Origin of the sequence: Mesorhizobium sp. M5C.F.Ca.IN.020.32.2.1, from assembly GCF_004023105.1 — a bacterium.
In the GTDB taxonomy this organism is placed as follows: Bacteria; Pseudomonadota; Alphaproteobacteria; order Rhizobiales; family Rhizobiaceae; genus Mesorhizobium; species Mesorhizobium wenxiniae.
Genome location: NZ_RZSX01000814.1, coordinates 1 through 2,816, shown reverse-complemented (window position 1 = coordinate 2,816; position 2,816 = coordinate 1). Strand labels below are relative to the sequence as shown.

Genomic DNA, 2,816 nt, shown 5'->3' with positions numbered 1-2,816 from the left:
TTGCTGCACCTTGCGGAATTGCGGGATGGCGACCGCCCCGATGATGATGAGGCCCTGGGCGACATACTGGGCGACCGGCGTGAAGCCGAGGAAGAACATGACACTGATCATCAGGCTGAGCAGCAGGCTGCCGGCAAGAGCGCCGCGCATCGTGCCTTGCCCGCCGAGGAAACCGATGCCGCCGAGCACGGCGGCGGCGATGGAATTCAGCGTGAACGCCGTGCCGATGACCGGATCGCCCGAACCCGTTTGCGCGGCGACGAACAGGCCGGCGCCTGTGCAAAGCAGACCGCTGATCGCGTAGGCGGCGATCCGGGCACCGTCGACCGGCACGCCGGAGCGGTAGGCGCCGACCGGATTCTCGCCGGCGGCATAGAGGCTTAAACCAAGCGGCGTGGCGAGATAGAGCTTCCACAGAAGGACGATGAGCACCAGCAGCACGAAGGCCGCGGGCGTGTTGCCGGCAAGCAGGTCCGACAGCCACTCCGGAATGGCGCCGCCGGGTCTCGGCAGGATGAGCAGCGCAGCACCGCCGATGATGAAGGAGCCGGCGAGCGTCACCACGATCGCCGGCAACCGAAGTTTTACGACGATCAACCCGGTCGCGGCACCGATGCCGAGGCCGGTCAGCGCCACCGCAGCGGCACCGCCGGCTACGCCCAGCGGCCCAGTCATTATCGTCGCGGCGATCACCGCGCCCAGGCTGACCATTGCGCCGATGGCTAGGCTGATGCCGCCGGTAAGCATGAGGATCGCCTGGGCCATGGCGACCAGCGCCAGCGGAAACCAGCTCTGGGTGAATTTGGCGAAGCCGGAACCGGTCAAGAGGCCAGGAAAGAGGACGCCATAGGCGACGAGGAATGCCATGACCACGGCGAACAGGCCCCGCACGCCGACATTGCGGCGCAGCTGAACCGGCCAGTAGAGAGCGCCGGTTTGCCTTGAGGAGCCCACCGTACTCATGCCGCCACCTTGCGCTGTTCGGCGCCCATCGCGGCGGAAACGATCGCTTCCTCGCTCAGTGCGCCGCGCTCGAGCATGGCCACGATGTGGCCCTCCCGGACCACCGCGACGCGGTCGCAAAGGTGCACCAGTTCGGGTGTGTCGGAACTGAGCAGCACGACCGCCTTGCCGGCGGCGGCGAAGTTGCGAAGCATCATATAGATTTCGCGCTTGGTCTCGACATCGACGCCGCGTGTCGGGTCATTGAGGAGAAGCACAAGCGGGTCGTGCGGCATCCATTTCGCCAGCGCGACCTTCTGCTGGTTGCCGCCCGACAGGGCCTGTGCCGGCCGGCCGAGGTCGCCCTTGATGGCAAGCTGGACGGCGAGACCTCTTGCCGTCTCACGCTCGGCACGGCGGCTGCGCAGCTTCAGCGCCGGCAGTCTTGCGAAAGCGGGCAGCATCATGTTGGTGATGATGGAATGGATCAGGTGCAGGCCTTCCCGCTTGCGGTCGGCCGGGACATAGGCGAGGCCAAGCGCGTTGGCCTTCGGCACACCGGCGGGTAGACCCGAAGCACCGTTGACGGTCGCGGATGCCGTCCTCGCCGGAATGGCACCGTAGAGGCCGAGCAGCAAATCTTCTTGCCCTTGCCCAACCAGGCCTCCGATGCCGAGCACCTCGCCCGTCCTGATGTCGAGATCGACATCGCGCATCAGGCCGGCCGAAAAATTGCGAACCGAGATGGCGCTGGCAGCCGATGCCGAAGGCTGCCAATGCGGAAAGAGGTCGCCGGGGTCGCGGCCGACCATCAGCCGTACCAGTCCGCTGGCGTCGGTTCCTTCCAGCGTGCGGTCCGCCGTGCAGGTGCCATCCTTCAGGACAGTGACATGCTGGCACAGCGCCATGACTTCGTTCAGCCGGTGCGAAATGTAGAGAATAGCGATGCCCTCGCCGCGCAGCCTCTCCAGCAACTCCGTCAGGACTTTCGTTTCGGTTGCCGAAAGCGACGAAGTGGGTTCGTCGAGAATGAGCACGCGCGGCCGGCGGTAAAGCGCCTTGGCTATCTCCACCATCTGCCGGCGGCCAAGCGACAAATGTCCGACCGGTATCGAGAGCGGTTCGTGAAGCCCGACAAGATCGCATGCTGCCCTGGCCCGCCCGGCGAGTTCGGGATAGTCGAGCAAACCGAACCGGCGCGGATAGGCGCCAAGGCCGATGTTCTCGGCAATGGAGAGGCTGGCCGTCAGGCTGAGTTCCTGCTGGACAACCGCGATCCCCGCCTGTTGCGCATAGGCGGGAGTCATGCGCGACACCGGGCGCCCATCGACCTCGATCGCCCCCCCGTCCGGGCGCAAGGCACCGGACAAGAGGTTGATCAGCGTCGACTTTCCGGCGCCGTTCTCGCCGAGCAGCGCATGCACGCGGCCCGGCTGGAGAGCGATGGACACGTCGCGCAGGACGGGGTTGCCGAAGAAGGACTTCGACACCCCCCGCGCGGCAAGAAGCGGAGCCGTGGCCACCAATTTCTGCGACCTTTCAGGCTTATTGTTCAGCCAGCAGCTTCTTGAACAGTTCCTCGTCGTAGGGCGAATAGATGTAGCCGTCGGCCGGAAAATCGGCCGCCCGGCCGAGGTACTGATCGATGTTGGAATTGTCGATCACCGGCAGCGGGATCTTGACGAAAGCCGGCACATCCTTGCCCTCCAGCGCCTGGACGGCGGTGTAGGCGGCGAAGGCGCCGAGCCAGTTCGGCTGCATGGTCGCCCAGCTCTTGAGGTCCTTTTCCTTCCAGAGTTCGAGAAACTGACGGGCATTCTCGCCGGTGATCGGCACCTGTTCGCGGCCCTGCTTGTCGAGGGCGAGTACCGCAC

General features: G+C 65.6%; 2 protein-coding genes and 1 pseudogene. All 3 read right to left on the bottom strand.

The features are described 5' to 3' along the window. A partial coding sequence (locus EOA86_RS29240; protein WP_164892088.1) for an ABC transporter permease occupies positions 1-963 on the bottom strand: 963 nt, incomplete at its 3' end. Beyond that, on the bottom strand, positions 960-2,468 hold the full coding sequence (locus EOA86_RS29235) for a sugar ABC transporter ATP-binding protein (protein ID WP_128344838.1): 1,509 nt from the start codon (positions 2,466-2,468) through the stop codon (positions 960-962). The genes EOA86_RS29235 and EOA86_RS29240, both read right to left, overlap by 4 nt. 19 nt (positions 2,469-2,487) lie before the next feature. After that, a pseudogene (locus EOA86_RS29230) lies at positions 2,488-2,816 on the bottom strand (ABC transporter substrate-binding protein); the annotation flags it as partial.